Origin of the sequence: Escherichia fergusonii ATCC 35469 (assembly GCF_000026225.1) — a bacterium.
In the GTDB taxonomy this organism is placed as follows: domain Bacteria; phylum Pseudomonadota; class Gammaproteobacteria; order Enterobacterales; family Enterobacteriaceae; genus Escherichia; species Escherichia fergusonii.
This window is the reverse complement of record NC_011743.1, coordinates 1-26816: the sequence shown is the minus strand read 5'-3', so window position 1 is coordinate 26816 and position 26816 is coordinate 1. Positions and strand designations below refer to the sequence as shown.

Annotated in this window: 17 protein-coding genes and 4 pseudogenes; 5 read left to right on the top strand and 16 right to left on the bottom strand. The window is 48.2% G+C overall.

Going from position 1 to position 26816, the window contains the following annotated elements; genetic code table 11:
• Positions 1-16: 16 nt before the first annotated feature.
• The 8 genes from pglZ to EFER_RS23955 all read right to left on the bottom strand — a co-directional run bounded on the left by pglZ (position 17) and on the right by EFER_RS23955 (position 14321).
• Positions 17-2674 (bottom strand): BREX-1 system phosphatase PglZ type A, encoded by a 2658-nt coding sequence (gene pglZ / locus EFER_RS00100; protein ID WP_001167230.1) that lies wholly within the window; start codon positions 2672-2674, stop codon positions 17-19.
• Complete coding sequence (gene pglX / locus EFER_RS00095; protein ID WP_001095615.1) at positions 2674-6327, bottom strand: BREX-1 system adenine-specific DNA-methyltransferase PglX; 3654 nt, start codon at positions 6325-6327, stop codon at positions 2674-2676. The genes pglZ and pglX overlap by 1 nt, the downstream gene beginning before the upstream one ends.
• A gap of 15 nt (positions 6328-6342) precedes the next feature.
• A complete protein-coding gene (locus EFER_RS00090; RefSeq protein ID WP_000283751.1) occupies positions 6343-8106 on the bottom strand; it encodes a DUF262 domain-containing protein in 1764 nt (587 codons plus the stop codon).
• Positions 8107-8122: 16 nt separating this feature from the next.
• Positions 8123-11800 carry a BREX system P-loop protein BrxC gene (gene brxC, locus EFER_RS00085; RefSeq protein ID WP_000687847.1) on the bottom strand — a complete coding sequence of 1226 codons (3678 nt, stop codon included), beginning with the start codon at positions 11798-11800 and terminating at the stop codon, positions 8123-8125.
• Positions 11801-11818: 18 nt separating this feature from the next.
• The gene (locus EFER_RS00080) at positions 11819-12403 is read right to left on the bottom strand and encodes a DUF1788 domain-containing protein (RefSeq protein WP_000645940.1); all 585 of its coding nucleotides are present in this window, start codon (positions 12401-12403) and stop codon (positions 11819-11821) included.
• Positions 12400-12999 carry a DUF1819 family protein gene (locus EFER_RS00075; RefSeq protein ID WP_001021938.1) on the bottom strand — a complete coding sequence of 200 codons (600 nt, stop codon included), beginning with the start codon at positions 12997-12999 and terminating at the stop codon, positions 12400-12402. Before EFER_RS00075 ends, EFER_RS00080 begins: the two co-directional genes overlap by 4 nt.
• A gap of 9 nt (positions 13000-13008) precedes the next feature.
• Positions 13009-13935 (bottom strand): WYL domain-containing protein, encoded by a 927-nt coding sequence (locus EFER_RS00070; RefSeq protein ID WP_000617209.1) that lies wholly within the window; start codon positions 13933-13935, stop codon positions 13009-13011.
• A gap of 68 nt (positions 13936-14003) precedes the next feature.
• Positions 14004-14321: a hypothetical protein gene (locus EFER_RS23955; protein WP_032156934.1), complete on the bottom strand. Its 318-nt coding sequence runs from the start codon at positions 14319-14321 to the stop codon at positions 14004-14006.
• Between the two features lie 223 nt (positions 14322-14544).
• Between EFER_RS23955 and EFER_RS23950 the strand changes: the two genes are divergently transcribed.
• Positions 14545-14724: a YlcI/YnfO family protein gene (locus tag EFER_RS23950; protein WP_012600012.1), complete on the top strand. Its 180-nt coding sequence runs from the start codon at positions 14545-14547 to the stop codon at positions 14722-14724.
• Between the two features lie 31 nt (positions 14725-14755).
• Here EFER_RS23950 and EFER_RS00055 read toward each other — a convergent pair.
• Positions 14756-15367, bottom strand: a pseudogene (locus EFER_RS00055) (IS3 family transposase); the annotation flags it as partial.
• Between the two features lie 720 nt (positions 15368-16087).
• Here EFER_RS00055 and EFER_RS23940 point away from each other — a divergent pair.
• A pseudogene (locus EFER_RS23940) lies at positions 16088-16171 on the top strand (SOS response-associated peptidase); the annotation flags it as partial.
• A 57-nt stretch (positions 16172-16228) separates the two neighbouring features.
• On the opposite strand, the gene EFER_RS00050 reads toward EFER_RS23940, so the two are convergent.
• The 4 genes and pseudogenes from EFER_RS00050 to EFER_RS00035 all read right to left on the bottom strand — a co-directional run.
• Entirely contained in the window at positions 16229-17197 is a 969-nt protein-coding gene (locus tag EFER_RS00050; RefSeq protein WP_000654802.1) for an IS5-like element IS903B family transposase, read from the bottom strand.
• A 1143-nt stretch (positions 17198-18340) separates the two neighbouring features.
• Positions 18341-18649 (bottom strand): annotated as a pseudogene (locus tag EFER_RS22560) (replication initiation protein); the annotation flags it as partial.
• A gap of 9 nt (positions 18650-18658) precedes the next feature.
• A protein-coding gene (locus EFER_RS00045; protein WP_223229472.1) for an IS1-like element IS1X3 family transposase occupies positions 18659-19356 on the bottom strand; the annotation gives its coding sequence in 2 pieces (ribosomal slippage) (positions 18659-19107 and positions 19107-19356; 699 coding nt in all).
• 151 nt (positions 19357-19507) lie between these two features.
• Positions 19508-20308: pseudogene (locus EFER_RS00035) on the bottom strand (reverse transcriptase domain-containing protein); the annotation flags it as partial.
• A 296-nt stretch (positions 20309-20604) separates the two neighbouring features.
• Between EFER_RS00035 and umuD the strand changes: the two are divergent.
• Positions 20605-21036, top strand: coding sequence for a translesion error-prone DNA polymerase V autoproteolytic subunit (umuD, locus tag EFER_RS00030; protein WP_000776034.1), 432 nt, complete (start codon positions 20605-20607; stop codon positions 21034-21036).
• Positions 21036-22307 (top strand): Y-family DNA polymerase, encoded by a 1272-nt coding sequence (locus EFER_RS00025; RefSeq protein WP_000457558.1) that lies wholly within the window; start codon positions 21036-21038, stop codon positions 22305-22307. The genes umuD and EFER_RS00025 overlap by 1 nt, the downstream gene beginning before the upstream one ends.
• An 81-nt stretch (positions 22308-22388) precedes the next feature.
• Here EFER_RS00025 and EFER_RS00020 read toward each other — a convergent pair whose 3' ends face one another.
• Both EFER_RS00020 and EFER_RS00015 read right to left on the bottom strand, forming a co-directional pair.
• Positions 22389-23363 carry a ParB family protein gene (locus tag EFER_RS00020; RefSeq protein WP_000064120.1) on the bottom strand — a complete coding sequence of 325 codons (975 nt, stop codon included), beginning with the start codon at positions 23361-23363 and terminating at the stop codon, positions 22389-22391.
• Positions 23363-24568 (bottom strand): AAA family ATPase, encoded by a 1206-nt coding sequence (locus EFER_RS00015; protein WP_000368714.1) that lies wholly within the window; start codon positions 24566-24568, stop codon positions 23363-23365. Before EFER_RS00015 ends, EFER_RS00020 begins: the two co-directional genes overlap by 1 nt.
• A 414-nt stretch (positions 24569-24982) precedes the next feature.
• On the opposite strand from EFER_RS00015, the gene EFER_RS00010 reads away from it, so the two are divergent.
• The gene (locus EFER_RS00010; protein ID WP_000339856.1) at positions 24983-25180 is read left to right on the top strand and encodes a FliH/SctL family protein; all 198 of its coding nucleotides are present in this window, start codon (positions 24983-24985) and stop codon (positions 25178-25180) included.
• Positions 25181-25500: 320 nt separating this feature from the next.
• On the opposite strand, the gene EFER_RS00005 is transcribed toward EFER_RS00010, so the two are convergent.
• The gene (locus tag EFER_RS00005; protein WP_004118283.1) at positions 25501-26367 is read right to left on the bottom strand and encodes a replication initiation protein; all 867 of its coding nucleotides are present in this window, start codon (positions 26365-26367) and stop codon (positions 25501-25503) included.
• Positions 26368-26816: the final 449 nt, after the last annotated feature.

Genomic DNA, 26816 nt, shown 5'->3' with positions numbered 1-26816 from the left:
GTTTCACCTCAGCGCCTTAGAAAAAATCATCTTGGAATGCCAAATCAATGGTTACCGCGTATTGGCTATAACGGGTTCTCATTTCCGCATTCTCAAGAACTAATGTGTATTGAGCGTTCCTGTCGAACTGAGAGCCAATAAGCTTTAACCTAGCTTCGCGAGTACGCTCATCCATAACTTTACTCACGCTATCAAAGTTAATCGTTTCACGACTGGATACTTCATTACCTTGTGTATCGACGATATAGACATCCAACAACCGTGCGACAAAACGCTCGCCTACAGGGTCTGTCTGAATAAATCTGACCTTGTCGATATTGTTTACTAATTTGATGGGCTGAGTGGCTGCAACAACACCTACCGGTTGTTTCTCATGTTTTGCTGCTTGTTCTTTTTGCAGCTCTCGCGCATGCAGTACCGGGACGCATACTTCCTGTAGCATCGCTCCGCCATGCACAAACTTGGCACCACCAACAAAGTGGAAGCGTTGAGCCGCTTTTGGAAGCAGGAACTCGGTATCACTAGAGCCATGAGCCGTATCGTTTATTGAGCCTTTCCAACAGGCTTCATCTGAAGGCAAGTTATTACCAACGATATAACGTTTCTTGGCTTCTATCGCGCCAGCAGGTTTGGTTTTCAACGAGGTTTTGTCAGCCGCTACAAGTGCTTTTTGTTGGAAGAGGAAGCCATGGTCAGCGGTGATCACAACTCGGCTGCCGTTTAGACGGTTGATGACCCGCCCAACGAGATCTTTTAGCTCTTCAATGGCACTACGACAGGCTTCAAACGTTTTCTCTTCAGTTGCAGCCTTATCACCAATCGCATCAATGGTATCGTGATAGATATAAACTACTTCTACGTCTCGAACCTTGTCACGCCCCTCCTGGTTACTCCAGCTCATCAGTTCCTTAGAACTCACTGCCATACCACCTACTTTTTGTAGGATGGCGTTGCGGTTGTCTAGACCCTGTGAAGAAATACCATCCACATAAACAGCCGTGCCTTGCTCTGGCTGGTAACTGAGCGCCTTATGAGGCAATAATGCCGCCATCCCAAGTTGGGTATAACTCGGCAAAACGCCCAACTGCGTAGACACCTCAGCCTTAAATCGCTTCTCGTTGTTAATGATAGCGCCAAGCTCATTCGCAATTTCAAAACGCAGTGCATCAGAGATGATCACAAACACGCGTTTTGTCTGTTTCAGACTCAGTCGTGTGCGAACTTCTTTTTCATAGAAGTCATACTGGTGCGGTACGCCAGAAATCTGCCACTTTTCAAGTAATTTCTCATTGGCCAAGTGACGATCCCAGGCAAGGCCAAGCTCATATAAGTACCAGTTGGTATAAATGCTTTCGACTTCGTCGTCGAGCTGACGCAGTATGTCTGCACCTTTACTCAATACAGAGTGCACATGTTCATTGAACAAACGGTAAGCCTGGTCAAAACGATAAATGTCTGTGGTATAGGCGTCGTACATTGCTTTCGCGTTATCAAAGTGGAACCCGTCCACATAGCGATTTCGCAAGTGCATTAACTCTTCAGCGTTGCGGATAGCTTCATAAATTGCGAAGTATTCTTTGCGTGACAATGTCCAGTGGCTAGCAAGACGTCTTGATAAGACCGTATCAAACTGAACCCGGTCTAGCGCTTTACTGCTATCGAGCAAATCACGAACTAAACCACGGATTATGGCCTGTTCCACAGCCTCGAACGTTTCGCATTCGATAAGTTCAACCGGATGGTACTGGCCAGCACGAGTCGAAATTTCCAACTGTTGGCTAAGCACCTTAGAGATGCTTTCGTAGTAAGCGGCGAAAGAGCGGCTGTCGCGCCAGCTCACCATAAACGCCAAGGCTGTCGCCCGGCCTGATGCGCTTTTTAGAACATTGTTAAGCAACCAATCGCGTTCAACACCTTCAATTTGGCTCCAGAATTCAGTACAGAATAATTTCAACACGAAGTCTGGGAAGGTTGGCTCTTCGACTGTATAGCCAAAACCCTCACTCAGATATGCCCAGAGTGAGGTCTCAAGATCAAACTTTCCTAGCTGGCTCCATAAAGGTTGGCCAAGGCTTTCATCTTCGATATAAGCCGCATATTCGCGTAGTAACCCAAGCAGAATGTCCGACAAAGACGCAGAATCAGCTTTTACAACCACTGCCATCATCTTCCTGTCTAACGACAGTTCGTCTTCGTTCTCAGTCACCCACTTTTTTAAACCGGCTATGCGCTGTTTATTGGCAAAAAAGCTCTGGCGCTTACGAATGTGCGTGCGTAGCGCCATTTTCGGGATACCCAGCTCATTAAGCAGCATTGAGCTGTGATCAGCAAAAAACTGCTCGCTATACAAACGCACGTCTAGCAACCAATCGCGGTCAGGCTCTGGCTCAGCGCTTGGAAAATAGATAAGGAATTTAGCTTCACGCTCATCTACTTCAATGCGTTTTTTCACTGCCAATACAGACTCATTGCCCATATTGAGGATGGTCAAATCATTTGGCAGTACCCTAGCAGTTATATCTGCCGCGCTATCGCCTACTTCTTTTGCAATAGATAGGGCGTTAGCTAAATGCTCAAGCTCTTCAGTAAAGCTTTGCTCTGGGTCGTACCAAAACACAATGCGGCTTTGTTCAAGTTTGGCAGCAACGCCTTGTGCCAGTTCGCTAATCTGCATTAGTTAACCTCCGGGGCCGAACCGGTAATGGCCTTAACATCAGCCAACAGATCACCAAACTTGCCGTAATTCACTTTCACGCCATCATCCAGATCCAGTGAAATACGCATATCGGCATAGTGTTTTAGCTTGTCATCAAACTCTCGTAGTTCGACCTGTTTCTTGATTAAGGCATCCAACTCTTTCTTGAAGCGGTTTGCTTCACTGGTCGAGTCGGCCGTTTCAATCTGCTTCTCAAGTTGCTCTGCATAAGCATCGTATTTGCCTAGTAGCGGGGTGACATACTCGGTACGCATACGCGAAAGCGTGCCCTCGTTGTAGCGATGCAAATACACCAGGCACTCAAAAGCCTTCTGTTTGCCTGAGCTAAACAGCCAATAAATAGGGCGTTTTTTATAAGTCTTCAGGTGGTCTTTATAGAACTGAGTCGATAAATAACGGCGAATCGTCTCCAGAGCTGATTCAGATTTTTTCGGTTTAATGGCGTTGAGACATAGTGATTCGGCGACGAAATCCAAGTTTTCTTGCAGATGATCATCACCCCAAACAACTTGAACAAACTCACGGAACCGGTTGGTAGCATCGTCTTTGAACCACTCTTGATCTGTTAACGGAATGATTCCATCTTCATCGGCTGGGAATGTTTTGTAAGCTCCTTCGGCAACAAGCTGTTCAAAGCCCTCGTTTGCTGTGTGGGCATAGACTACTCCTTTACTATCAATAGAATATCGCCCTAACATCGCTCCTATTGAGTAGCTAATAAGTTCAGCGACGACATCAGATCTATACAAAAATTCACCGTTAACAGCGCGATCGGGACCATACCTATAACCGAAAGAAGAAAACAATGTAATCTCATGATCAGCAATTGTTAAAGCGTCTGATGTTATTCCATAAGCCTCAGCGATAACCTTATTGTTGTACTCTTCAATTTCTCTATACTCTTTGAGAGATTGACTATTTTCGAGCAATAAGCGGCTATATGAATCCTTTATCAATAGTGATGTATGTGACAACAGCGGGTGTTTAGTAAAATCCCATGATGTTTCATAACTATCCCAATCTGACTTGGAAAGTCTTTTTAGTCTATTGGCATTTTCAGTTAGTCTCGGAATACCTTCTACTATAGGTAAACTAGATACAGTTCCAACTGTAAAATTTAGAGTCGGAGCAAGAATACTCATAATATCCAGTGATACTTTTGAGTTCAATATTGCTGCAATGTACTCAATGTTGTCAGAGAACGCACATAAGCCTCCGGTATCAAACAAAAAACCTTCATCAAAAAGGCGAAAGCTTAAGATCCCACTTGAAACCTTTGACCAAGTTAAACCTGCTTTAAAATAGAATTTTTCACCACGTAAAAAGGAACCTTGATATTGTCTTAATTCTTTACCGTCTTCAGCCCAATTAACAACATAATCGTTGTTTCCAAACCATTTTCTATATTCCCCTCCTTTATTGTATGGAAACCATTTCTTTCCAGAATCCTTTGCTCTTTCTCGACTATCAAAACCTATACCTAAGCCATTGACATCTATTTCATGCCACATCTTTAGGAATCTATTTACATCACCAGTAGTAGTCCCTTCAGCAACATTAGCGATGCTTGTAAGCAACGGGTGTGAATCGAACATTGAGAATTGTAAGCTAGACGCCCAATAAGCAATTGGGCTTCCGGGGATCTTTTTGAAATCATCTGACTTAGCCTTGTAAAACCAGCCACATTCGGGATTTTTTATTGCTTGGAGCGTTTTAGGTGCTTGGTTTGCAGCACCTTTAAAATCCGACAATCGTATATATGAACCGATATATTCAGGAATATGACCTTTAGTTAGTGTAAAGGTACAAATAGGCACTGTTGCGCCGTCAAAACCGGAATACTCTAACTGGATTAGCGTTGAGATAATTTCATCATCAATTAAAGTGCTTCTTAGTTGTTCGTAGCTTGAAATAAACATCCATACAAAAGGCGTCATAAACCCAAGCTGGCCATGCTCTTTAGCAAGTTGTAGATTTCGAACTATATAGGCTGAAAATAAATCCTTTTCATAACCTTTAAAGTTATCTTTTAAAAACATCTTAACTTCAGCCGTTTGGTATTTGCTTCCCATATAAGGGGGATTCGCAATAACAGCATCGTAACGAATCGACAGTACCAATGCCTGATGAACAAATTCAATCAACTGCTTCGCCGCAGGCTTCTGCATTGAGTCGCCTGACTCTTGTAGCTCGACTAGAGTGCTAAGTATTTCTTTTAGCTGTTCATGGTCATCGCTAGGTACATCAATCAAAGAACCAAAGGTTTTGGCCTGAGTAAATCTTGCCAACGTTCGCTTCAGCAGTTGGTAGCGGTTGTCTGCATTGAACGAGCTTAAATCTTGATCATCATCTGAGAACAAGCCTTGTGATGTGCCGCTTTGCCAACTTCCCGATAGATTGAGTGCTTTCCATAAGGTCGGCAGGTCAAGATGGTTACTTTCCTGCAATGACAGTACATTAAGTCGCACGTTACGGGTAAAAATACGCTTATCGTCATCTCTGGCCATCATCATCAGCGCAAAGCCAGATAGCTGCGCTGCACGATCATCTATGTCCAGGCCGTAGAGGTTATTCTCCAGAATCATCTTTGGAATGTCACGAGAGCGGAAACCACGCTCTTCGTAGATGGCTTTTAACACGTTATAGGCTTCAATCAATATGTGGCCCGAACCACAAGCAGGGTCAAGTACTTTGATGGTTTCAGGTTCAATAGATTCTGGCGTAATAGCCTTTAGCTGTTGGTTAACTTCGTCAGATTGTTCAGCAGGCTCAATGTAGTATTCCATCTGCGTTTTAATGGCAGAGTCTGGGTAGGTTTGCAGCCATTGACGACCGACTGAGTTTTGTACTAGGTACTTCACAATCCAGTTGGGTGTAAATAGCTGGGTGGCGGCAGGGATGTCTTCACTCTTGACCACCTTACCCATTACCTGATCTTTCTTTTCAGAGATGTAGAATTGGTAAAGCCAACCAATCACTTCTACCTGTTGCCAGTCCTCTTCAGGGATGCCGTCTACCAATCCACGCAGAATTGAGTCGGTACGCGTTAGGTTGTCTGGTAGAAGAAGCTCAGTTTCATCGTCCAATGCGTCAAATAAGAAAGGCATCGCCTCATGAAGCTTATGGCACTGGCCTAACAGCAGTTCACGATACAGCTCTTCGTCTTTGTTGCCCGCAAGCTTGAGTTCAACAATGCGAGCTCTATCTAATCCGAGTTCATCCGCAGCGTCTTGGGCATGGTCGATAATTTCAAAGCCTTTAGGGTTGTCTGGGTGCGACAAAACACGAAAACCGTGGCCTAGATAGTCATGGATTTCCATATAGCGAATAGCACACAGACGGTTGAACCAGGTATAAGCTACTTGTTCAATAAGTTGTGCATACCCCAGTTTCTGGCTTCTGGCTACTATGCGTTTTCTGGGCTCGGCCAGTTTACCGTCAAAACTGTTACCGGCGATTTGAAGCACAGAACCTTGTAGATTCGCTTCTGCAATTTGTAGCTCGCCCTTTTTATTCGCGGTGATACCAAAGGTATTTAATCGTTTAGCTACCGCATCCATAAATTCGCGGCGCGCTTTTGGTGCGTATTTTTTCATGTTGTTCGTATTCATATGATCTTGCGCCTCTTATTCTGTCTCTACGCTGCTTGCGGGTTGTAATGCAGTTCTAATGCGGGCAAGCAGTGTTTCCTGACGCTCGCGGTAAAAGTCCATAAACTGGTTTAGTTGTTCAGGTAATGATGTTATGGCTTGCGATTGCAGATGTGCTTGTCTTGCATTCACATCAGGCCACTGCTGCGCATACCATTCATGGGGCATTTTTTGCCGCTTCTGGTTGTTGATTGTCCCTTCCAACAGTTGAAGGTTTGGCAGCTTATTAGATGCCTCGATGAGTTCATCTAGCTGTTCAGCTGGGACACCAACTTTTGCAAGCTTGTTACGCGTAAACAAACCTTTGGGGTAAATGTGGTCCACATGAAAGTGTCGTGAAAAATCGAATCCTGGGAACAACAAAGTCAACAAGGCAAAGGTACGCGGATTACCATAATCCAACTGCGCTAGTTCACTAATTTCCTCTGGGTCAAAGCGCAACGATTTACCACGCTGTTGCATGGTCGCTTCAATTTTCGCTAGCGGGAAACCCGTATCACCCGATTGTTTAATGTCTGAGCGAAGCATAGTAAGCAGGGTATCCAAACCACTTCCCCAGATGCCTGACGCTTTCAACAACGACCTAATGAGCCAGTTTCTGATGCATTCTCTATCGACCGCATATTCAACCCTAGAAAGGTAGCTTGCCGTTAACTTTCGGTGGTGCAGGTAATAGGCTAACGGGAGGATGGCACTTGTTGCTCTGAGGTTTTGTGCATTAAAACCAAAACTTGCCAGCAACTGCATTGAGAGCAATAACGCATCACGAATTGGCGTCCAGTTCTTTTCGAGAATCGCCATGTTTTCCTTGTTAAAGTTCTCAACCTTAAAGCCCACGCTACCGATGTCAGAGAGCATTAAGCCTGCTTTTAAAACGAGATCTTTTGATACGTTGAATCCATCACCAACACGGTTCATCTCATCCACTAATGCATGAATTTCTTCACGGGCATCTAACGAGCTCCACTGCGCTACTGCTATTGAAAGTAGTAAGTCTGAGTAGGACAAAGTAGTGCCGCCGCTATTCATGCGGATAAAGATATTCAGAACACGTTCAAGGCTCTGATCACTTTCTTCGTAAAACGAAATCTTGTCTTTGTCATGGATGGTCCGATACAAGTGACGAAGAGTTGAGCGAGCCTCTTTGCGTTGCTCCGAGCTCAACCTAGCATCATCAGCAACTTCATCGATAAGTGCATCTTCTTCCTCTTCCATGATCCGGCCTACACGGAACCAGTATTGTTCAGATGCATCCAAAGAGGCTTTATCGTCGGTTAGGAACTCAAAGTCATACATCGACCCAGTTTCCAAGTCGGGCTTGCTTAACAGATTCAAGTGAAGCCTGCGCACTGGGAAGGCGTCATCATTGCTCCACCATTTACCTGTCAGCTTCCACGCAAATGAACCGCGCAGGCCGATGTTCAAAGCGGTAATCCGCTGCTGTCCATCTAGGACGGCAATGAACTCACGTTCCGGTAACTGAGTGACATTTTCACAATGGTAGTTATCGCGCTCATGGTAATGCTGCATGAACTGATAAAACTGATAACTATCCCGGTTCTCTGGTTTTATCTTCCAGAATAGAAAGGTCCCAAACGGGTAACCTTGCAACAGGCTATCAAATAGACGACAGATCTGTTCTGGTCGCCATACAAACTCTCGCTGGATGGCCGGTAACAGGTATTCCTGCTCAGCAACCTTGTCGAGTAATGATCTTATTGTTCCACCCGCTTGATACATAGCTATCCGTTGCCTCTTACTTAATTCTTACTCGGTCGCCAGCTTTGACCGCAGCAATCAGCTGCTCTCTTAAAGCGGCAAGATAGGCATCAACTTCGGCTTCACTTTCAATGAATCCGGTTGTTACTGACTTAGCCATGGCATCGGTTGAGTTAATCGTTACGGTACGTTTTGCAACCGGCTGTGGCTGCACTGGTTCAGAGGCTGGCTCAGGTGCTGGAGCTGCTTTACCGGCTTTCGCTGCTTCCTCTTCGCGTGTCTGCTGTTCGAGTTCACGACGTCTTTGCTCAGCTTCAGCTTTTTTGCGTTGATCTTCGATAAAGCCATTCAGCAACTCATAAGCTTCGTCCTCGTAACCTTCCGCTTCAGTTTGCTCACTGATAATTTGTGGTATTGAAGAGGTCTCTTCAATGCGCTGTCTGCACATTTGTAACGGGCGCAGTGCTTGGTTCTGTAATTCAGACGGTGCATGAGCTTCAGCTAGCGCTTCTTTTACACGTCCGATGCGCAGATCAACACGCTCTAAGGCATGAGTGCGTTTTTCTTCAACCAATGTTGAGTTAACTTTTGCCACCTGCTCGATAAGCGGATTAATGTGGCGCAGCTGCTCATACGGTGAGGGCATATTGTAAATGCGTTCTAATTCAGTGAGCGCTTTTAATGCTTCACTGTCTTTTTCTAACGCAGGTCTATTGGCCTTAAACTTCTCGTTCAATGCGCCAGCAAGGGCTTGCCAAGTTTGAAATTGGCTATTGTAGAAGTCATCAAGATCCTCAAAGTCCTCAGCAAACTCTTCAAGGGCATCAGCGTCTTCTAAGAATCGGGTGATAAGAGCGAAGCTTGAAGTTTGCTCAAGAATACCCGCGACCAATGCAAGACCATCGTCAATTTGAGATTTACCTGGGAAATGGCCTGTCTGTGACTTGGTTCTGAATGATTTAAGCTTTTCATTCCAAGCCAGTAATTCATCGCGCACTAATTCGTAGAGCTCCTTTTCACCAGAGCCGGTAAAGGTTTTTGAAAAGATCTCTTTAACAAGACCAGCAGCCTTTTTGATTTGGCGCTCGTCATGTTGCCTGATTTTATGTACACGGATCTCACCGCGTTTACGCACGCTGGTAAACGGCTCGTAAGCTTTTTTCAACGCCAGATCTGTGCCTTGGGTACTAAAAGATAACTTTCCAGCCAAGCCCAGCCTTGCAGTGAGCAATAAGATTTCATTGTCTGGCCAGCCATACGGGCGCTTGCCGAAGTGGGCAACGATGTCACGTAAGTAAACAGGCTCATTACGCTCGACTTTTAGCGTTACGTACTGCTCAACCTCACGCGTAGCTTCTGGGTTACATTCATCCGCTTGAAGATCCCGTCCAATCTGAGCAATATCATCAGCAACAAGAACGGCCTGTAGCTCACGCAAAACTTCACCAGGCGTTGCCTTGAGCATGTTCAATTTAGCGAAGGTATTTTCGATAACGTATTTGTATGCTTCTTCGACGATGGCACTTGGCGTTGCTGATTTCTTCGGCAGTTTTGTGCCGATAGCGTAAACGTCAGCCTCGGCAAACAAAGCTTCAAAATCCGTTCTTAAGCGTTTTTCACGCTCCATATTTTCCATCTGCTTTTCGCGGAGAAGGTGTTCTTGCTCTGGTCGCTGTCCTGAATTTTGTTTTAAGAATCGGTCAGTTTTTATAAAGGTTGTCAGCTCATCCCAAAGACGCTTATGTTCGCCCAGCTTGACGAGCACGCACCCATCAGCCTCAAGCGTATGATTGATGCACGCTTGATCGTGGGCGTAATTTTCAAAGTGCGAATCCAAAGGTGAAATGACTTTAATGACTAGGTCTTCCAGCGTGGTGCCATCTTTTGGATGACCATTGCAAAAACGGCTCACCGCAAAGTCTTGCTTATTAATCGGGTATCGATAGGCACGATTACCTTTCAAAATACCGTCAAATACGATGGCTGAAAGCTTGCTCGAGACCTCTGACATTTCAACGTCAGTGTGGCGGATCTCGTTTTCGATCTCTTTTTCTTCGTTGGTCAGGAAGATAAACTCATCACCATTACGCGCAATCAGCAATTGGCGTTCAAGACGATTCAAGCTCTCTTCAATTTGTTTACGCAGCGCAATTTTATCGGCATCGATTCGATCAATTGACAGCGTCACAAGGTTGTCTAGTGTGCTTTTGACAACGTCCACATAACGGATCAAGAAAAGCGTTTTTAGGATCTTGCCATCGAATTCTGTTAAGGAATCCAACTCACAGGCTTGGTCAATCGTTCGCTTAACCGCTGGCTCCAAAAAGCTTTCAATCGGTGCGTAGAAACTATAAAACGGGATTAACACATCAAGGCCAGAGTCCTTCATCTGTTTTGCAGCTGATTGGAAAGCATCAAGTAATGAACGCTCACCCATGGCTAAGTGCTTACCCGTCGCGCCTTTTGTTCGAATTGACTCAAACACTTTTTGAACCAGCGTGTAGTGGTAAGGCACAAACGGATAGTTGTCCACGAAAGACGGAGCATCGGTGTAGCCCTTTAGAGACGCGGTTGTCGTTTTATCAAATGTCAGCTGGTTACGAAGAATGTCGCCCTTTTCAGCAAAGACATCGATGAGGTGTGTACGAGCTTCTTCCGTTTTGGACAACAATCGCTTTTGAATAACTTCCGAGGTATTCGAGCTCGACAGCTGTAAGCGGGTACTAAAACGCCCTTGAATTTTAGAGAAGTCCTCGCCATCGCGCTTATCCATACCACCAATGGCAGCATCAATGTCTGCCTGAGAGGTAACAACGACCCAAGCTCTGCCACCACAATATGTGCCAAGATCTTCAGTAATGGTCTGAAGCTTCAACATCATTTGTGTGTTCTTACCGATAAACTGACCGACTTCATCGACTAAGAAAAGAAGGTTACGATCCCCAGTGCGATCTAAGTATTCATTAACCCACTTACAGAAGTTTCGGATATCTAGCGGGAAATTGTTTTCAACCTGCTCAACCCACGCTTTGGCAGACTCTAATGATTGCTCACTGGCATGAGCGAGTGCTTCTGAAAGTTCGTCTCGATAGAAGTCATAGGCGTCACGCTCCTTTTCCCAAGTTGATTGAGTCAACTCAGCAAATTTGTCCTTGAAAGATGCGTATTGATTACGTTTATCAAGCTCGCGTTCTAAGTGCGCAATATGAGGAAAGTCAGCGCAGTATCCTACACGCTCATTAAAGACTTTGAGGAAGACCTTAAGAATGGCATTTTCTCGGTCGTCCGTATTGGCTCGCGAATCGATGTTAAAAAGAATAACATCAGTGTCTTTGGTAACCGCTTTTTGGATGTCCGCCAACAGCATGGCGTCGTTGATTTTGTCTTTGAAAAACTCAAACGCTTGTCGGCCTTGGCCATCTTTTTCAACAGATTTATTCTCAAGCAAATAAGATAAAATTTTCAGGAAGTGCGATTTACCCGAGCCAAAGAAGCCAGAAATCCATACGCCAATTTTACCTGACATATCACCGTGGCTTTTCTCAACAGAGGGTACATAAGCCTCAAAAAATGCACGAAAGTGACGATCTAGCTCTCGGGTAACAACATACTCATCAAGCTCGACATACACACTGTCATTGTCTTTCTGTTCCGCTTTAACAACGCCATTAATGTCACGCGTCAACTTCTTGGAAAAAATCTGTTCAATTTTCATTCGGGAGGCTCCCTGCTCTTAATTTTTTTTACCGTCTTCAGGCACAAGCTTGAAGGCGCGATAGTAGTTTTTAGATTCGATCATGCCAAAAGGATGCAAATCCCTTCCGCTATATTCACCCGGATAGAAAAGCACTAATGGCGTGCTACCCATCACGTCTTGCAGAGCACTAAGTAACTCATGTCCTCGGACAAGAGGCCACGCACTGCCTAAGCCTGACAGCAACACAAACTCAAGTTCTGATGGCTTATATTTGTCCGCGATATACCTTGCCACTTTCTCTTGGCTCAGAGGCCCGGCTAGTGTTTTTCGAAGACCATCAACACCGACTTGCAATTCACGCTGGCAAGCTCGGTCGAAAAGGCCTCGCTCCTCAAGCATATCTATCAAGACTTCAAAAATATTGAGATGGACAAAGCGGTAACCACGCTTGTTGAGTTTTTCGTCAACGTGCTTAAGGTGCTCTCGTACAAGCAGTTCATACTTGGCTGGATAGTCAAATACCCAAAATCCAATTTCATTGCCCAAGCCATCGTTTTTCAAAAACTTAGGGCTTTCAATTCGTTCCTGTATAAGATCAAGCCTGGTCTGGAGAGCCTTCATATTGTGCACTCCATGACCTCAATCAAATCTTCCCGGCCCAGACGAACTAACCAGTCTTTAACTTCTGGCATTAGGTAAACAGGTTGTATTTTCTTTGTCCTGCTATCACTCAGGTAGCCACTATCAACCAATGCCTTAATTGCGTTGTTACCCATTTTTTTGATAGTTGAGTCAGAAAAACCGCCAAGTTCGGCATATGCCCGCACTCTCGTGTCATAAAACTCAGACCATGCATCAGCGGTTAAAGCGGGTTTATAGGTGCGACGAGCCTCGGCTAAGGTATGTCGCATAAAATCAGCGACAACCGGAGAATGAATGAGTAATGACATCATCAGCATTTGGATATAGGCACGTTCACTCGCGGCTAAAAGATCAGTCATAAACTCATCACCCAGACCTTCAATACGCCAACGGATTGTTCTGGCATAACGAATAGCCGTCTGACCGGATTTTTTCTGAAGAACATTTTGCTCAACGATCAGCGACTTCCACTCATCTTCTGGAAGTTTTTTCAGTAGCGATTCTGCGATTATTCTAGATTCAGTTATCAATAAACTGCTTCCGATAAGATCGCCTAAATATTCTTTTATATTCATAAATTCATCTCACGATTCGCTATATCCAGGAGCGAGTGCAGCATTGTCAACGCCGTATAGTGCTTCTGGATTTTTAAGTGCTAAATGGAACTCTCGCCCATTGCTCTTGCTATTCTTTGAACAATCGATATTCCATAAACGCAGTAAATATCCAGCGAACGCAGCTCTTATCTCTACACGCAACCTATTGTTTTCCATTGCGTAGTCTATCAATACAGCTTCTGGATGTGCTAGTTTTGGATGAGGTATCAGCTCTAGTTCAACGATTCGGTTCCATTGCTTATCCCACTGAAGAGTCTCAACTTCGTCGTTAACCTTATCCTCTAACAACTCAACTTCACTTATTCTGGTTAAAACAAAATCCCTAAATTCTCTATGCTTTCTATCGAATGCTCGGACATGCCATCTCAAGCCATTGTCAATCAAGGTATGAGGAACTATTTGCCTGCTCCCATGACCACTCGACAATGAGGTGTACTCAATATTAATCACCGCGCGTTTATGTATGGCTTCACTAATCGCCGCTACCACTTCCAATTTCGGCTTATTGAGATGAAATGGTGCTTCACAAGCCATAGGTGGCCTAACCTTGCCAAGAAAGCCATCACCGAATCCTTGGCTTATCGTCGCAAGCGTTCGAACAATGTCATAATCAAACAACGGCTGGAATGTGCTCGTCTTCAAGTGCACTCTGCGCTTTTCGTCATACATAACGTTGTTAGGAGCCAACGCTTTGTACCGCGCAAAATCTTGTGTTGCCACAGACGGCGCTACGCTAAAGCGCTCGGTTAAATAACTCCGCCCAGCTTCACCTTTAAATAACAAAGTGAAATCAATATGAGCGAGTCGTTCTCTCTGTGCTTGGCTAAGCTCTTCAAGTCCAGTGTTGTCTTGCACTGTCAACCTCTCAATCCATTTGGGACAAGCCCTAATCATCTAAAACTAGGAAGCCATCGATTGAATGCCATCAAGCAACCTACTGTTTTTCAGTAGGTTTCATAGTATCAACAAGTCGTCTTGTTGGCTATAAAAATTGGCTTGATATTGTTCGAATGTTTCTTTTCTGGCCTTGATAGAAGCTCACGCTGGAATGCCAACTGACGCAATTCATTCTCTCGAACACGCCTAGCAACTTCTGCCTGGGCTGGTAGCAATGGCAGCATCCCTTCCGCAATCGAGTCTGGGGCAGACTCTTGGCCACAGGACATCAAATGCTTCCATGGATCTTTAAGAAAGCGCTCGAACGTGATGCCAAATTCAATGATGCGGGCAGAGACGAAGATTTCGCCCCAGTATTCAATGTAGGTGTCTTTGACGTAGATCACCAATGGTTTGGCGGTAGGGTAGCGCTCAGAGGTGGAGAGAAATCTCCATGTAAATTCAGGGCGAGTTTGGGTATGCTGTGATCCAGCCATAACTGTTACCTCGTATAACGGTTTGGTTAGACGCCTCGGTAGTGTTCCCGCACTCCGGGGCGTTGCTATTTGTCTTTCTTGTATGTAATGTGTCATTACACATAAACACATTACATCGGGTGTAATTAACGTGTCAACACACAAAAATGAAAGACGTGGTAATCCTCCATTCCAGTTCAGATTAGATCCCGAGCTACGTGAGCTAATGGAACAAGCACAACAACAGGATGGCGACGAATCACTGGCTGCTTGGATCAAGCGCATCATCCGCAAAGAACTACAGCAGCGCGGCATTGAGCCTAAGGGCTGACATGACCTGCCCCCAGGATTAGATACAACCGTCAGTTAGTAAGGTCGGTTTGTTTACCTTCACATTTTCCATTTCGCCACCGTGCTGCAAACTCTGATGGCGTCTGATAATTCAGTGCTGAATGTGGACGACACTCGTTATAATCCTGCCGCCAGTCATTAATGATTTTCCTTGCGTGAACGATATCGCTGAACCAGTGCTCATTCAGGCATTCATCGCGAAATCGTCCGTTAAAGCTCTCAATAAATCCGTTCTGCGTTGGCTTGCCGGGCTGGATAAGTCGCAGCTCCACACCATGCTCAAAAGCCCACTGATCGAGTGCGCGGCAGGTAAACTCCGGGCCCTGATCGGTTCTTATCGTAGCCGGATAGCCGCGAAACAGCGCAATGCTGTCCAGAATACGCGTGACCTGCACGCCTGAAATCCCGAAGGCAACAGTGACCGTCAGGCATTCCTTTGTGAAATCATCCACGCAGGTCAGGCACTTGATCCTGCGACCGGTGGAAAGTGCGTCCATGACGAAATCCATCGACCAGGTCAGATTGGGCGCCGCCGGACGGAGCAGCGGCAGACGTTCTGTTGCCAGCCCTTTACGACGTCGTCTGCGTTTTACACTCAGGCCATTAAGTTGATAGATGCGGTACCCCAGCTTCGGCTTCGCGGAGATATTGATGATCTGTTCGTCGGAAAAACGCTTTTTCATGGGGATGTCCTCATGTGGCTTATGAAGACATTACTAACATCGGGGTGTACTAATCAACGGGGAGCAGGTCAGGCTCTGTGAATAACTCAATGAGGCCTTCGCTTACAGCGGCCGCACGCGTCCGCGTCGCTCAGATAAAAGTAGCTCCCATCGCTTCGCGTCGGGCCCCAGCGGAAGAACTGCATTAGTTACAGCATTCAAATGAAAATTCATCATAAAACCGGCGCCGGTTTGCCGGCCAGGAGCCCCTCCCCACCACTGAAAAGCGCCGCCGCCCCCGGCCGAAGGCCGGGAGTAGTGTCGCTTTTAATGATGGGTGTTGTAACTACTCTTCGTCATCTCTGTGAGTAGTGTCGCGGTAAGTTCTGGGATACACGCTCGTAAGCGGCCCTAACGGCCCGCTAACGCGGAGATACGCCCCGACTGCGGCTGTCGCCTTGCCGGGACCACTCCGACCGCGTACAGAGGCATCTGAGCCGTTTTTAGCGGGTATAGCTTTGCAGGGAAGGGGGTGGGTGAGGCAGAACCTGTCAAAACAGCAGCCGGCTGCGCCGGGCGACGGCGCCATTTACCCGCAGTACTCCATTCAACTTCAGCTGGCGCCTCCATGCCGCTGACGCGGCATTATCTATACTTTAAGTCTGACCACTGGAGGTAACCATGTGCGGACGTTTTTCTCAGTCTATGACGCGGGAAGAGTATCTTTCTCTCCTCGCCAATGAAGCCGATCGAAATATTGCCTACGGGCTTTGTTGAATAAATCAGATTTCGGGTAAGTCTCCCCCGTAGCGGGTTGTGTTTTCAGGCAATACGCACGCTTTCAGGCATACCTGCTTTCGTCATTTTGTTCAGCGCTCGTACCAGGGCCATAGCCTCCGCAACCTGACCATCGTAGTCACGCAGCGTCAGTGAACCCCCGAACAGCTGTTTTACCCGGTACATCGCCGTTTCCGCTATCGAGCGACGGTTGTAATCTGTTGTCCATTTCCACCGCGCATTACTCCCGGTCATTCGCTGATTAGCCACTGCACGGTTACGGTCTGCATATTCACCGGGCCAGTAACCCGCGCCTTTTCGGGGTGGGATAAGCGCGCTGATTTTCTTACGCCGCAGTTCATCGTGACAGAGCCGGGTGTCGTAAGCGCCGTCTGCCGATGCTGCCCTGATTTTTCTGTGAGTCTGCCGGATAAGACCCGGGAAGGCTTCTGAGTCCGTCACATTGTTCAGCGACAGGTCTGCACAGATGATTTCATGTGTGTTGCTGTCAACTGCCAGATGCAGCTTACGCCAGATACGGCGGCGTTCCTGACCATGCTTTTTGACTTTCCACTCGCCTTCACCGAAGACCTTCAGCCCGGTGGAATCAATTACCAGGTGTGCGATTTCACCCCGGGTGGGCGTTTTGAAACTGATATTAACCGACTTTGCCCGCCTGCTGACACAGCTGTAATCCGGGCAGCGTAGCGGAACGTTCATCAGAGAAAAAATGGAATCAATAAAGCCCTGCGCAGCGCGCAGGGTCAGCCTGAATACGCGTTTAATGACCAGCACAGTCGTGATGGCAAGGTCAGAATAGCGCTGAGGTCTTCCCCGTGAAGAAGGCGTTGCTGACTCATACCAGGCCTGAATAGCTTCATCATCCAGCCAGAAAGTTATGGAGCCACGGTTGATGAGGGCTTTATTGTAGGTGGGCCAGTTGGTTATTTTGAACTTTTGCTTTGCCACGGAACGGTCTGCGTTGTCGGGAAGATGCGTGATCTGATCCTTCAACTCAGCAAAAGTTCGATTTATTCAACAAAGCCGTCTGTGTTGTAAAATGGCGCCGAAAGCCCGGCGTAGCCGGTTGCCGGGCTATAAATTCTGCCACCCTACCCCCTGCCCTGATTAGCCTTAACTCGCGAACAGCAATGAAGAAGTCAAAGTAATCCCTTTTAACCCCGGTGAGCGGGCTTTACGGCGTTTACGACGTAAAGGGCGTGATTTCCGGGGCCTAAGCGGCGGCAGCTTGCTGCTGACGCTTAGGGGGATGTTCATCAACTATTTCAGCGACACCAGGGAACTTAACACGGTAGCTGCAAAGCCCTAATCCCGCTCACCGCCACGCAGCTGCCGTACGTCCCCCACGGGGGTGCGCAGTGCTGCGCGCGGGAACGGCGGCCCGTCTGCGGGACGCGGCGCCGTACTGCGCGTTAGCGGCCGCACGCGGCCGGTTACGGGGGACACTCCGCCATACGACCAGCGACCCGCTGAGCTGCACAATCCACAGATAACACAAGCTACATACATGTCGATATGGGAATCGGCCCACCTTGCCGGGCGCCGGTGCCGTGTGGAAATCCGCCCACCTTGCCGCGCGCCGGTGCCGTGTGGGAATCCGCCCACCTTGCCGCGCGCCGGTGCCGTGTGGGAATCCGCCCACCTTGCCGGGCGCCGGTGCTGTGTGGAAATCCGCCCACCTTACCGGGCGCCGGTGCTGTGTGGAAATCCGCCCATCTTGCCGGGCGCCGGTGCCGTGTGGGAATCCGCCCACCTTACCGGGCGCCGGTGCCGTGTGGGAATCCGCCCACCTTACCGGGCGCCGGTGCCGTGTGGGAATCCGCCCACCTTGCCGGGCGCCGGTGCCGTGTGGGAATCCGCCCACCTTACCGGGCGCCGGTGCCGTGTGGAAATCCGCCCACCTTGCCGCGCGCCGGTGCCGTGTGGGAATCCGCCCACCTTGCCGGGCGCCGGTGCCGTGTGGGAATCCGCCCACCTTACCGGGCGCCGGTGCCGTGTGGGAATCCGCCCACCTTGCCGGGCGCCGGTGCCGTGTGGGAATCCGCCCATCTTACCGGGCGCCGGTGCTGTGTGGAAATCCGCCCATCTTCATGACAAAAATTTGTCAAATGACAGGCTCATGTGTGCTGATTTATGTCAGACGGGATTTTGCTTATCAATTATTGAGAACAGAAATTTTCCTGAATCATCAATACTATACTTAGCAAGTAAAGGTGTTTTCTCATTTATCTGCTTGAGTGCAGGATCAAGGAAAGATCGTTTCAACTCTGCCAAGTTCTTCTGCTGGGATTCCGGTAAGACGAAACGGTCATTTAACCAAGCATGAGTAGTAACCCATAAGCCTGAAGATTTGAATTGAGCAAGACTTTCATAAAGGCGGATCGTCCGGGGATTTCGAAGACTGCCACAATCGCGGAGCGAGTAGGTGGTGAACTGGTTGGTAATGACTCCAACTTACTGATAGTGTTTTATGTTCAGATAATGCCCGATGACTTTGTCATGCAGCGCCACCGATTTTGAGAACGACAGTGACTTCCTGCCCAGCCTTGCCAGATGCTGCCTCAGATTCTGGTTATGCCGCTCAATTCGCTGCGTATATCGCTTGCTGATAACGTGCAGTTCTCCCTTCAGGCGGGATTCATAAAGCGGCCAGCCATCCGTCATCCATACCACGACCTCAAAGGCCGACAGCAGGCCCGGAAGACGCTCCAGCGTGGCCAGAGTACGCTCACCAAAGACGCGTGCCACCACCGTCCTGCACATCCTGCCATAGGCGTAAAATAACCAGCGCTGACGTGATTTAGCCCCGACGTAGCCCCACTGTTCGTCCATTTCCGCGCAGACAATGACGTCACTGCCCGGTTGTATGCGTGAGGTTACCGACTGCGGTCTGAGTTTTTTAAGTGACGTAAAATCGTGTTGAGGCCAACGCCCATAATGCGGGCGGTTGCCCGGCATCCAACGCCATTCATGGCCATATCAATGATTTTCTGGTGCGTACCGGGCTGAGAGGCGGTGTAAGTGAACTGTAGCTGCCATGTTTTACGGCAGTGAGAGCAGAGATAGCGCTGATGTCCGGCAGTACTTTTACCGTTACGCACCACGCCTTCAGTAGCTGAGCAGGAGGGACAACTGATGGAGATGGAAGCCACTGGAGCACCTCAAAGACACCATCGTACACTAAATCAGTAAGTTGGCACCATTATCCGGCAGGCGATCTGGATTATCGTCACGCTGTTAAATATGTCGCGGTAGGGATACCCGTTACCGGATACCCCCCGCACAGATCCCGGCGTGCGCGATTTACGCACCGGGCTCCTGCCTCGGGTGTCTGGCGGTGAACCGCTCCACAGGCCATGGATGAAGAACCCGAACCCTTGGTAGCCATGCGGCTGCCAGTTTGTTTGCTTTCGTCCAGGTCGTATCATCCTTCTGGCTCCTGCGCCTGAGCGCCCGGCGCCAGAGGTTTGTTACGTGTGTCCTGAACTTCTGCATGGTGGGGAAGTTGCCCGGTACCGAGTGATAGTTCAGGTATCCCTGAACCACTCTCCTGAGCCATTTTCCCTGTTCGGGGATTGAGTAATGCCAGCGCCTTCGCAGACCGTCTTTGATGGCTTTCAGAGTTGCCGTCATCCGATCCCGGCGGGTCTTTCGTATCAGCATGAACCTGCCGTTGCGATCTTTCCCGCTGATGTGCGTGAACCCGAGGAAGTTGAACGTTTCTGGTTTGCCTTTTCCCCTGATGGCACGGTTTTCGGCAGCGAAGCGGCCGAACTCCATCAGACGGGTTTTCTCCGGGTGAACCGTGAGTCCGAACTCCCTCAGTCTGCGCTGCATGGCTATACGGAAGCGCCGGGCATCGTATCGTTTGTCGAACCCGATGACGATGTCATCGGCGTATCTGACCATTACCACATTGCCTGTGGCATAGCGACGTCGCCACTGATGCGCCCACAGATCGAAGACGTAGTGGAGGTATATGTTTGCCAGCAGCGGTGAGATGACCGCACCCTGTGGGGTGCCTTCCTCCGTTGCTCGCCATTGACCCTCCTCCAACGTCCCGGCTGTGAGCCACTTACGTATGAGCCTGATTACGCTCCGGTCTCAGACCCCGCCGGGTCCATGTGGCACTCGCAGTATCGCACCCTATGATGTTGCCTTCCGTTAACAGTACAACGTCGGCACCCGGTAATTTAATATACATTTCGTGGCTCAATGGCTGGCCTGTCAACACCCCTGTCAACGCTTCGCCCCATACCTCGCGGTATGCAACGCATGACTCGGGGACCTTGTGGATTGCTGGTCCTTCAATGGTCGGGGACTTTCACCCCTTGATCTCTACCGGTCTCCCGGCGAACACTGTATGTATAACCAGTAAAATTAGAGTGTCAGGAGGAAAGATGAAACTACAACTTTTCAGCACCGGGAAAGAACTCCCGCCACAGGCCCATCCATTGTTTGCCGATCTGGCCAGCTGCGGTTTTCCCAGCCCTGCTGCTGACTATGTCGAGTCCGATCTGGATCTCCATGATTACTGCATACGGCATCCGAGCGCGACGTACTACCTGCGTGCCAGCGGAGACAGCATGGCCGACGGCAGTCTGTACAATGGCGATCTGCTGGTTGTGGACAGTGCTGAAAAGCCGCGGCACGGCGATATCGTTGTCGCCAGCATGCAGGGGGAGTTTACGGTGAAACGGCTTCTGCTGACGCCGCGACTGACGCTGCAGCCCATGAATGCCTCCTGGTCGCCGATTTATCCTGATCCCGACGAGCTGGATATCTTTGGCGTCGTCACGCATATCATCCACCGCCCGAGGGAGATGTACTGATGTTTGCCCTGGCCGATGTGAACAGCTTCTATGCCAGCTGTGAACGTGTTTTCCGCCCGGATTTGAAAGGAAAGCCGATAGTCGTCCTGAGCAACAACGACGGGAATGTAATCGCTCGCAGTGCCGAGGCGAAGCCCTGGATCAAAATGGGAACTCCGTGGTTTCAGATAAAAAACGAAAGATACCCGGAAAAAATATATGCGTTTTCAAGTAATTATGAACTTTACGCCTCGATATCGGCGCGCGTGATGAACTGCCTGGAGGAACTGGCCCCCAGGGTGGAACAGTATTCAATTGATGAGATGTTCCTCGACCTGACCAGCGTGGAGCACTGTATGGGGCTTGAGGACTTCGCCCGGCAGCTGCGTCAGCAGGTGTATGACTGTACCCGCCTGACCATTGGCGTGGGCGCCGGACCAACGAAAACCCTCGCAAAATCAGCCCAGTGGGCCTCAAAAGAGTGGAAACAGTTTCATGGCGTACTCGCTCTGACCAGGGGAAATCCGCAAAGGACGCGGAAACTGCTTTCACTGCAGCCGGTTGAAGAAATCTGGGGGGTGGGTAACCGTATTGCACGCAAGCTAAATGTGCTGGGCATAAAAACCGCGCTCGATCTGGCTCTGACGAACCCGGCCTTCATCCGCAAAAATTTTTCTGTCGTCCTTGAGCGAACGGTACGGGAACTGAACGGGGAAAGCTGCCTTTCGCTTGAGGAAGCCCCTCCGACGAAACAGCAAATTGTCTGCAGCCGCAGTTTTGGCGTGAAGATCACGGAGTACGAGTCACTCCGTCAGGCTATCTGTCAGCACGCAGAGCGGGCCTCTGAAAAACTGCGTAAAGAGCACCAGTATTGCCGGCATATTTCCGTTTTCATCAAAACGTCTCCGTTCGCCATTAAAGAGCCTTACTACGGCAACGTGGCTACGGAAAAACTTCTTACACCCACTCAGGACACCAGGGACATCATTGCAGCCGCTACAACGGCTCTGGAGCGTATCTGGAGGGATGGGCACCGGTATGCCAAAGCCGGAGTTATGCTGAATGACTTCACCGGCTCCGGAGTTTCGCAGCTGCAACTGTTCGACGAACGCCCGCCACGCCCTCACAGTGCTGAGCTGATGAGGGTTCTGGACGGGATCAACAACTCAGGGCTGGGTAAAGTATGGTTTGCGGGGCGGGGTATGGCCCCGGAATGGCAGATGAAACGGGAGATGCTTTCTCCTGCTTATACGACACGATGGTCAGATATTCCTGCAGCGAAACTGGCGTGAAACCATGGCGATTTCACCGTGAAATTCTCAACCTAAACTGCCTAATTACAATAAGTTAGATGTGAAATCGCCATGGCGAAATTATTGACTCAAATTTCTGTCAAGGACTTCGTTGATAGCCTTGTCCAGTTCATCCTGAATCACTTTTGACATACGGCTAAACTCATAAGTCAGCGTGCGCCCTTTCACACGCTTACGCGCGAACTTGTCCTTTTCTTCAAAAGACCAGAGTGGGGAAACCACTGACTTTTCCTTGGGAGATGGATCTATCAATGCCTGAGATGCCTGAGAAATCAGCTTCAGAATACTGGCTTTCTGTTCGTCTTCTGGTCGCTCGCCATCACTCAAAATTGCATCGAGCTGAGCTGATACAGACTGAATGAGTTCTTCAGGCGTTAATCCCTTTTCACCGAGTTTTTCATTAACTTCTAAAAGAAGTTTATAATCACTAAACGATAGCTCCGACTGAACCGGGAACAGAGAAATTAAGTCTTGCGGTACGGCCGCCGCCTGCAGCGCCCTGGTAACTTTAGCCTGAGATAATCCCTCCAGTTCAGCAATTTCCTTTTGATTAAATCCGGACTCTTTAAGAGCGATCAATCTCAGACCAATCTCCCGAAGATTATGTTCTTTAGCTGTCTGGATATCTTTAGCCAGTTGGCGAGCTTCATCAGCTGATAAATGTTCTTCGGTAACCATTACATCAAGGCCTGTACGGACAAAAATTGCTGAGGCTCGCCGTCTTGAACCATCCAGTATCTCAATCCTTTCACTTTGCTTAATACCAATACAGGGAAAGAACTGCTGAAACTTAATCGTCTGGATAATGGATTTCAGAGACTCCCTGGTCAGTGCAAGTTGATCTCTTCCATTGTTTTCCTGGTTTACGAAGGTCTTACTTTCAACTTCAGATGCAGGCACCCGAACAAACCTGAACGTTACCTTCCTGCCGGTTTTTAAGGTAAATACCTGACTTCTACCGGTGTCAGCCATTTCGAGCATTGACGCCTGAGTATTTAACTGTCTGCCGATGGTTTTTCTTTTCTCATTCGACATCACATACCTCCGTTAGTACGAATGAACTCGATGCGATCAAAGACTGCCTTCGCAAAGTCTTCCGCTGCTGATTTTGCGCTTTTTAGTGCCTCTGTACTTCCATCATAGGTTGCTGGATTTGCTGAAATAACTGTGTCAAAAGTCTCCCCACAACGTTCGAAACCATCCAGTCTTGGCAGAACCATGTCTAGCATATCGGCACCGAAAACCTCTTTGGCCTGACTATGGCAAATTTTGTGATCAGACTTGTTCAGGATCTTGGACATGAAGCCGACATTACCGATGAGATTGCAGGTGTGCCCATCCATTTCGATGGAATCTATGAGGGCAGGGAGGCTGGCCACAAACTTCAGGGAAGAATGAAAATCAACCGTCGCCGGTGGAAGAGGGGTCAACATCAGGTCTGCCGCCCCAATGCAGTTTTTCAGGAACGCATCAAGGTGAGGACCACTATCAAGGAAAATAAAGTCGTAGTCATGCTGGAGCTTGTCGATAATGTTCTCTTTAAGCACCGCATGAATATTTTTCCCTGGCAGATGTTCTTCACACAATCCCTTCCAGCCTTCAGCAAGGAATGCATCGTCAATGGAAGCGGGGATTACATCAACACCAGGGATAATAGACGGTACTATAAAATCGGAAAGTAATTCTTCACGAGACACGTTCTGGAGCATGGCCTGAGCAGCCGTATTTTCAACCAAGCCCACTGAATTCTCATGGCTCAGGAACATTGTCAGAGATGCCTGCGGATCGAAATCGATGGCCAGAATACGCAGGTCTTCGAACAGAAGCTGAGGATGAGCTCGAAAAGCATGTGATAATGAAGCGGTAGAAACTGTCTTGGAACCACCACCTTTAAGATTACATACAAAAATCGTAAAGGCTTTATCGAAGCGATCCCTGTACTTCGGTACTTTACGATGGTTATACAGATCGATGACATTCTGAATCGTCATCGCGTATTTCATCGTATTACCAGAAGGTTTCTTTTTAAAAATGTAGCCACCGGCTTCCATTTCGGACACAGCATACTCAACACTGCCTTTACTGAGCTTAGGCAGCTTATACAGAGCGGCTTTGCTGTATTCCTGATAGAACTCGGTAAGCTTCAATTCCTCTTTTTGCTGTCGGATACTTTCGCTCAAAGATGTCAGAAGCTTACCTGCACGTGTAGCGACTTTCCGTAACTGCTCAATATTGTCCATTTATCACCTCATGACGTTTTTTGTCATTTTGAACAAAAAGTGTCATGTTGCAAGAAAAAAATCATATTGTTTTGATTTCGCTCTCAACAGAAGGGGGATGAAGCTCGACGGGCGTGCTACTAAATCACACTGCAGCAACACGCAGACGCACTTTTGACCATCAACAGCAACTCATACAAAAGGGCTTTGAGAAAGGTATTCAACTTGCAAGACAGGAGAGTCATTCAGAAGGATTCTGATTTTAGTTACGACCAGTGCAATGCTGAGCCTTATGTATCAGCGCTCGCCGCAGCCATGTAACCGAGCGTAGCGAGCGAACTGGCGAGGAAGCGAAGAGGAACCGTTCCGGCAGATAGCTCTTACGCTCAGCACAAGAAGAGTTTTCCATCCTCTGTGGGAAACAGGTCAACTTTAATGGACGCTCCGGACTATGGGAAACAGGTCAACTTCGCGGACGGCCCGGACTATGGGAAACAGGTCAACTTCACGGGCGGCCGGGAGTGTGGGGAACAGGTCAACTTCGCGGACGGCCCGGATTATGGGAAACAGGTCAACTTCGCGGGCGGCCGGGACTGTGGGAAACAGGTCAACTTTGCAGACGGCCCGGACTAAGGGAAACAGGTCAGCTTCTCGGACGGCCCGGACTATGGGAAACAGGTCAACTTCTCGGACGGTCGGGAGTGTGGGAAACAGGTCAACTCCGCGTACGGCCCGGACTGTGGGAAACAGGTCAACTTTGCAGACGACCGGGACTGTGGGAAACAGGTCAACTTTGCAGACGACCGGGACTGTGGGAAACAGGTCAACTCCGCAGACAGCCGCGATTGCGGGAAACAGGTCAAGTTAGGCAAGCACTATGGGAAACACAGCAAGTTCAGTATCCCCCCATATGTCAGCAACAAACTAAGGGGGGAGGAAATAAAAATTACAGACTATTGTTTTTTATCAAGAAAATTAAACAGCAAGCGACCATCTTCTTCAGTGGTATATGTTACCTTTAATGGCGTCTTCTCATTAATTTTCTTCAGAGCAGGTTCCAGGAAGGTACGCTTCATTTCAGCAATATTGTTTTTCTGCGAGGCAGGGAGCATAAACCTTTCACATAACCAGTCATGTGTGGTGATCCAGACACCAGTGCTCCGGAACTGACACAGGCTTTCATAAAGCCGGATGACACGAACACTATTAAGCTGGCCACAGTCATAGAGAGAATAGGTAGTGAACTGGGAGGTTAAGCCGACCAGGAATGGCATGACCTTGTAGTTAAATTCAATCTGCCAGGAACCCCGGCCTCGCTTCATTCCTGCTTCAGCCAGCCACGGACGTTTAACTTCTTCAAACTCACCTTCTTTTGGATAAAAGGTAACCGTTGATTCGCCCAGAGCATTTACCCCAGCCTTCACATCACGACTGGCGACAGACGTAGCGACATTGAAGTATTTGACGTAATCGGAAACGCTGATTTTGAAGAGCGGCAATACGTCAGAGTCATCTTCCTGGCTGTCATTAAAATAGGCCTGCATGAGGCATAACCACAGCACACGTTTTGCCTGAAGAGGCAGGTAATATGCAGCTTCGGTCAATTCGTTAGATTGCTTTATACTGGCGCGTTTTTTAAACGTTTTAGTAGCTGGCAAGAGTGCTTGAGTATCCATTTCAATGCCTATGGGTAAATTTTTACCCACCCATAATGACAGTGAAAACAGAAATTGCAAGCTATCGCGATACTTATCCACCGGAAAAATCTGCACTTTATCCACAAGTGGATAATTGAGAACTGAACTTGACCTCTTTCCCATAGCTTGTTGATGCGTATCCCATAGCTTGTTGACACAAAACCCACTGATACGTGATTAATTTCCCATATTATGTTTACCAGTTGCCCATACAGGCCCCCTCTCAGGCCGCACTGTACGCGGCTTTCAGGCTCCCTAAAAGATGTAAAATAAAGAAAAAGAATAAAAAAGTACTTTATAAAAATATGCCCGTGGATAAGTGGATAACCCCGAGGGGAGGTGATTTTTCAGGCATTGAGCGTAAGCAGAATTTATAAGTTTTGTTCCCTGGTGCTTCCTCGCTCACTCGGGGCTTCGCCCTGTCGCTCGACTGCGGCGAGCACTGCTGGCTCGATCATATCCGTGGCCGGAAGATACTACTCCTCCCCCGAGTCGCTCTCCAGAGCCGGCTACAGCGAGACAACCCGCACGAAGATTTCTATCGTCCCTGCAGACATATTCGAATCGTTTTT